Annotated in this window: 6 protein-coding genes; 5 read left to right on the forward strand and 1 reads right to left on the reverse strand. The window is 46.6% G+C overall.

The window, feature by feature from the left end; translation table 11 throughout:
- Positions 1–77 precede the first annotated feature (77 nt).
- Positions 78–395 (reverse strand): hypothetical protein, encoded by a 318-nt coding sequence (locus tag NP589_RS17940; RefSeq protein ID WP_064035580.1) that lies wholly within the window; start codon positions 393–395, stop codon positions 78–80.
- Positions 396–866: 471 nt separating this feature from the next.
- Between NP589_RS17940 and NP589_RS17945 the strand changes: the two genes are divergently transcribed.
- The 5 genes from NP589_RS17945 to NP589_RS17965 all read left to right on the forward strand — a co-directional run bounded on the left by NP589_RS17945 (position 867) and on the right by NP589_RS17965 (position 5836).
- A complete protein-coding gene (locus NP589_RS17945; RefSeq protein WP_256608201.1) occupies positions 867–1337 on the forward strand; it encodes a GAF domain-containing protein in 471 nt (156 codons plus the stop codon).
- Positions 1325–2758: a PAS domain-containing protein gene (locus NP589_RS17950; RefSeq protein ID WP_256608202.1), complete on the forward strand. Its 1434-nt coding sequence runs from the start codon at positions 1325–1327 to the stop codon at positions 2756–2758. The genes NP589_RS17945 and NP589_RS17950 overlap by 13 nt, the downstream gene beginning before the upstream one ends.
- A gap of 117 nt (positions 2759–2875) precedes the next feature.
- Positions 2876–3385 (forward strand): hypothetical protein, encoded by a 510-nt coding sequence (locus tag NP589_RS17955; protein ID WP_256608203.1) that lies wholly within the window; start codon positions 2876–2878, stop codon positions 3383–3385.
- A complete protein-coding gene (locus NP589_RS17960; protein WP_256608204.1) occupies positions 3370–4710 on the forward strand; it encodes a PAS domain S-box protein in 1341 nt (446 codons plus the stop codon). Before NP589_RS17955 ends, NP589_RS17960 begins: the two co-directional genes overlap by 16 nt.
- Before the next feature lie 211 nt (positions 4711–4921).
- Positions 4922–5836: a hypothetical protein gene (locus NP589_RS17965; RefSeq protein WP_256608205.1), complete on the forward strand. Its 915-nt coding sequence runs from the start codon at positions 4922–4924 to the stop codon at positions 5834–5836.
- The last annotated feature ends 302 nt before the right edge of the window (positions 5837–6138 follow it).

Below are 6138 nucleotides of genomic sequence, written 5' to 3' on the forward strand. Positions count from 1 at the left end.
AATTATCTTTGACGTTTTTAATCCGCACCTTGCCGAAGCCACTGGGCATGGAGCCGGATCGGAAATTACAAATCGCGCTACTTGCGGTGCTGATATTCCGCAACCAGCACTTTTATCTTTAGTCGCATAATGTCTTTCAGCATTTGTATTTTTCGGTCATGTTCCTGATGCGCAATATCGTAAATTTGTTTCCTGAGGGTTTCGTTACTATCCTCGGGCAGACTCAAGGACCATTCAGAAAAAAAGGCATCGTAGCTGTCTATTGTTTTGATCAACTCAAACCTGAGCTTTTCTCGGTCCTGCCTTGGGATGGCCTTTAGCGCTTCATCAATAACCGCATCAAGATCTGACTTTTGTTGTTTGTTGGGAACGGGAAACGGGATGATTTCAGACATAAGCGCCGTAAAATGATGAGCAACCGGACCTAGCGTTGATTTTTGTATAGCTTGCTTAATTCATATTTTGCACCAACTTTTAAGTGATTGATTAGTTTGCGAAAAAGTTTGAGTTTATATGTCGGGTTTATAACAAATAAGACTCTGGTGGTGGGTCGATGTTTGGTTGACGGCAGTGGCGCTTAACCAACTGCCGCAATCTACTTGGAAAAGTTAACCCCCCGGAAGGTGCAAATTGGCTGAACTTACTCAGTTAGGGTTGATTGGGTAAAGCCGACCCAGGCCGGCCAGACAATCAGATCTAAAGTCTGCAACTGAGCGTCTACAAATCGGGCGTTGGCCTAAATGCGCTGCGGCTCTGAGGTTGTTTTGGCGCAATGATGAAAACTGATAGCATCTTCCGCATCCGATTGACTAATCACCAGAAACCATGAATTTACCTTGTCCTCTAAACGCGCGGTGCAGCTACATATGCTGAAGCGAAACCTTTCAGAGATTCTTAGCGAAACTTTGCACCTGGTTATTGAGTTGGCAAAGGCGGATTTTGGCAATATCCAAATTGTTGATCCGAACGGTCACCTTAGAATATTTGTGCATCAGGGTTTTCCGGATTGGTGGATCGATTATTGGAATACGGTAAGTGCTGGACAGGGCGCTTGCGGCACGTCGATTGCCTTGGGCGAGCGCGTCATCGTCGAAGATGTCGCACAAAGCCCAATTTTTGTCGGAACCCTTGCCTTGGAACTACAGCTCAAAGCCGGTGTGCGCGCCGTGCAGTCAACACCGGTGCTCAACCAGTCGGGGCAAGTCATCGCCATGCTTTCCACACATTACCGTTCGCCGCATCGTCCCGATGCAAAGACCCAGGAAATGCTGGATATGTTTGCCGCAGTTGTATCAGCCCTTATCGAACAGAGTTTCAAGGAGAGGTGCAGCCGGTAGCGGAAAATACCTTCCGCACAGTCGTTGAAGACCAGACCGAGGCCATTAGTCGTTTCTTGCCGGACGGTACTTTCTTGTTCGTCAACGATGTCTATTGTCAATTATTTGGAAAAACGCCCCAACAATTGATTGGACAATGCTGGCATCCGGGCGCTCATCCCGACGACCTGCCCATGATTGAGGCTAGACTGCGCGAGATGACGCCTGACAACCCAGTCGTGATTATTGAGAACCGGGTTTTTGTTGCCAATGGCGAAATCCGTTGGATGCAATTCGTTAATCGAGGTTTTTTCGATGCCGCCGGCGTCCTCAAGCAAACCCAATCGGTCGGTCGCGACATCACCCAACTCAAGCGAGTCGAATTAAGCTTGAAGGAAAGCGATGAAAGGCTGCATCGTGCCCAGGCAGTAGCACGAATTGGCAGTTTTGCGATGAGTTGTGACACTGAAACTTTCAGCATGACTCAAGAAACGGCCCGGTTGTTCGATCTTGACAATACCGGCGTTACCACCTTCGCGGAATGGTTCTCTCGCGTGCATCCCGACGACCAAGACAAAGTTGCAACGGCTTGGCGAGCCGCTTTACAAGGAGCCCCTTATGACTTGACTTACCGGATTGTGGTACAAGGCCAGATTCGCTGGATTCGGGCTCATGCGGAATTGAAATTCGATGGTAGCGGGCAACTTGTCAAAGCGGTTGGAACTGTGCAGGACATCTCCGACATCAAGCAAATCGAGTTAGACCTGCTTGAAAGTGATGAACGTCTGGAACTGGCGCTGGAGGGAGCGGGATTGGTTTTGTGGGACTGGCACATTCCTGAGCGCCAGGTCATAGCAGGCAATCGCTGGTTCGACTTGCTCGGCTACACCAATGAAGAGTTGGGCAACGACGAAAATGATTGGCTGAATTTGATCAATCCCCAAGACCTTGAACGCTTTAGGCAAAAACTTGCAGCGCATTTACAGGGTGAAACGGCCAGCTTCGAAAGTGAACACCGCTTGCGGCATAAGGCTGGCCATTGGGTTTGGGTCGAAGCCCGAGGTAAGGTTATTCGTCGGGAAAAAGACAACAGCCCGCTGCGCATGGTAGGTACACTTTTGGATATTACCCTGCGCAAACGCTTGAATGATGAAGGTTCGGAATTGCTGAAGCGATTTGAATCGCTGATACGCGAAAGTTTGTCACCCTCGCCAGGCAGAACAGAAAAATCCAACCTTGCCGATAGCCTGACCAGGCGGCAACGGCAGATTGTCGGGATGATTGCCGCCGGGATGACCTCGGTGGAAATCGGCAGGCACCTCAATTTATCCAAGGCAACTGTCATCACGCACCGCCGAAATTTAATGGCAACTCTTGATCTGCATAGCGCCGCCGAAGTGACGCGATTTGCCATTGATCACGATCTGCTGATTTGGAAATAGCAGACCCAAGCCTGACGAACTTTACATAAACGCGGTAGAAAACTACCGCATTGTAGGGATTGTGTTATAAGTTCATTACTTTAATACTGACTTACTTTTGTAAGTCAATGATTACTAATGATCAGTAAACCAGTAATCGGCGTGAAGTGCCTGCTTACACGATACTTGAAAGAAGTGTCGATGTATGACAAATCCGACCTTAAAGCGCAGTTGGCAGGCGCTTTACTGTACGGTCTCGATTACCCCCGTTTTACTCCAGAATTACCTGACCTGGCATCCACTGCACTATTACTTGAGTCCATTGCGACAGCAGGGGAGACTGATCTTCTGCCCGAAGCAAGAGCAATATGTGTGAATTGCCCTCGACTGGCGTATTGCAATGTCGGGTCATTGCTTAAAGACAGCCACTCAACCACGAGCCTTGCTGGATTTTCTGTTCCAAATCTAAACCCGACTCAACAAAAGACCAGCCTATTTTCCAGTCTGGGTAATAAATTGTTGCTTACTGCAACGGCGTTGTTAGCCGGATTGGGTTTTTGGCGATTATGGGGACATCTAGCGATCGGTCACCGCTGGACACCAGTAGCGTTTTTCTCAAGAAAGGATGTTGAATGCGCAATTCGCTAAAGACAGAGAATGTATTGCAAGTGCTTGAACTGCATAAACTCGAACTGGAAATGCAGAATCATGAGTTGTGTCGCGCTTATGCGGATTTGGATACTGCTTACCGTAATTACGTACAACTCTATGAATTTGCTCCCGTTGCTTTTCTGACACTCGCTGAAAACGGTCGAATTCTCACTGCCAATCTCAGCTCTAGCGACTTATTGGGTATTGCGCGAGAAACCTTGATTGAGACGCCATTTACCAAGTATTTATGTCCTACAGAGGCTAAGCGCTGGCACCTGTTTTTTGACAACACAAGAAAACAAACTGTCGGGCAACACTGCGAGCTATCTCTACTCCGGAATGATGGGAGTAGTTTAATAGTATCGCTTGATTGCCGGAATGTGTTATCGGTTGATGCTCCAATCATGCTGCTGTGTTTGACTGACATCACCGAACGTATTAACCAGGAAGAAACTCGACGCGTTGCCGCAGCCGCATTTGAAACGGAAGACGGTATGATCGTGACTGATGCAGATAAAACTATCCTGCGTTTGAACAAAGCGTTCAGCCGTATTACGGGCTACAGCGCAAGCGAAACGATTGGCAAAAAGCCTACATTTTTGCATTCAGGCAAACACGATGCGGAGTTTTACCAACGCCTTTGGTCAACCGTGGCAGAGAAGGGTTATTGGCAAGGCGAAATTTGGGACAAACATAAAAACGGCGCGATATTGCCATTATCGCTGACAGTCACGGCGGTAATTGATACAGAAACCCAAACTATCCATTATGTAGGGGCTTTCAGGGATATTTCCTCGGAAAAGCAGATTGAAACCGCCTTGAATGAAACTCGTATCCGCCTGGAAAACCAGGTATCCGATACAAAAATCGCATTGTTGAAAAGTACCAAGGAAATCAACGAGATTAATACGGCGCTGAAAGTTCTGCTGAAACAGCAAAAATCCGATAAAGAGGATGCGCAAACCGCGCTTCTGCATGAAGTCGAGGCCACGGTACTACCTTTCCTGAAAAAATTAAAAGGCGCAAGCACGGGCCGCCGTCAGTCCACCCGCTTGATCGATATTATAGAGAGCAACCTGATGAATCTCGTGGCTTCCTATGGACATGCCGAAACCTTTTCATCTGCGCTCAAACATATGACGCCCACTCAAGTCCAAGTCGCCGCCTTGATCCGGCAAGGGTTGCCTACAAAAATGATTGCATCGACCTTAGACATTGCACCCGGCACCATCAGCGTACATCGAAAACAAATCCGCAAGAAACTGGGTTTGGAGAGTAAATCCGACAACTTGCAGATTTACCTGAAATCATTATCCGACTAACACTTAAAAGCCCTTCTGACAATTGTCTCTGAATGGGTAGTTTTACTACCCATTTCCTACCCGCTAATACCCCATTTTCAGACATCGTTTTTAAGCCGAAATGGGCGTAAAAACTATATTAGTTTCTTCTGAAACAGCTTGCTGAAACGTTTGAAAACCTTATAGATCGGGATTAACAAGAGCGAGTGTTTCAAATGACTGCCGTTTATAGATGGCAATATTGATAAAAGAAGAAACTAGCAGCAGTGGCGAACCCTCAGGTCGCTTCGCAGAAGCTGCCGGGTTGAATAGCATCTTGATATATAAATTCTTAAAGGTAAGAAAAATGAATAATATAAGAAAAAAAATAATTCTAACGGCTTTGACTGTATTACTAGCGTCGGGTACGCAACATGCAGTTGCCGCGTCTTCTGCCCAAGCCACCATCAATTGGAGTAGCTTATCCGTTCAGTACACAGATTTATCGGGTGGCGTCAATGCTCCGCAACTGAACTGGCTATATGGTTTGGGTACAGTAGATACTTCTGCTTACACAGCCAATCCTAACGATTTCCGGCAAGACTCTCAGTTTGCTGAGGACCTGATCACCGCCTTATCCATCAATAGCACAACAACCCAGGCGCAAAGTAGTGCCCTAAGAACTAGTACCACTCTACAAGCCAATGCAGCCACTCAAGCGAGTACTGGCTCGGTAACAGATAGCAACGAAGCCAATGCAAGTGCTTATAACTACGCCGAATTTGAGTTGCTTGGCAATGGCTCTGCACTAATCACCGTGGAATGGACAGCCAGTGCTAGCGGCACTGTCGGTAATTGGGATGACTATGCGTATGCTGCGGCGTTTATCAACGGTAATTTCGACGATGGCAATGGCAATAGTGGCTCATCGGCGTCAAGTAACGCGTATTACTCCAGTGAAGAAGGAGTGTTCAATTTTAATGGCGTCTTCAGCATGAATATATTCAGCGATGGTATTCATACCGTTTCAGGTGCAATAAATGCGGAAGCCTTTACAGCTGCCTATAGCCCGGTTTCTCAAGTGCCTGTGCCCAATGCTGTCTGGCTATTTACCAGTGGCCTGATGGGGGTTTTAGGCGTCTCACGTCGCCGGCAATCCGCTGCTTAACTAATTATTGATTTAACACCAGATGATTTTCTGGGGAAATAACTTAAATATTAATAGTTAATTGTCAAATCATTGTTTGATTTTGCAGAAAAACCTAGCTCCCTGGATAATTAAAAACTATTACATTTAAATTCGATTTATATAAAACATTAAATAAAAAATATTTCGGATTTATACGTATCCCAAGCATGGGAAAAGGATGTGTATCATGAAAACACATAAACAAGTGAAACAAAGTCAATTAGCTGAGGCTATAGTCGTGTGCCTGTGAACTGTAACCGGAGAGTACTTGGCAGCAGGAC

Origin of the sequence: Methylomonas rosea, from assembly GCF_024505055.1 — a bacterium.
GTDB classification, from domain to species: domain Bacteria; phylum Pseudomonadota; class Gammaproteobacteria; order Methylococcales; family Methylomonadaceae; genus Methylomonas; species Methylomonas rosea.

Excerpts from the sequence above, each read along its gene's own strand:
- NP589_RS17940 (WP_064035580.1), bottom strand. The coding sequence starts at position 395 with ATGTCTGAAATCATCCCGTTTCCCGTTCCCAACAAACAACAAAAGTCA.
- NP589_RS17945 (WP_256608201.1), top strand. The coding sequence starts at position 867 with ATGCTGAAGCGAAACCTTTCAGAGATTCTTAGCGAAACTTTGCACCTG.
- NP589_RS17955 (WP_256608203.1), top strand. The coding sequence starts at position 2,876 with ATGATCAGTAAACCAGTAATCGGCGTGAAGTGCCTGCTTACACGATAC.
- NP589_RS17960 (WP_256608204.1), top strand. The coding sequence starts at position 3,370 with ATGCGCAATTCGCTAAAGACAGAGAATGTATTGCAAGTGCTTGAACTG.
- NP589_RS17965 (WP_256608205.1), top strand. The coding sequence starts at position 4,922 with ATGGCAATATTGATAAAAGAAGAAACTAGCAGCAGTGGCGAACCCTCA.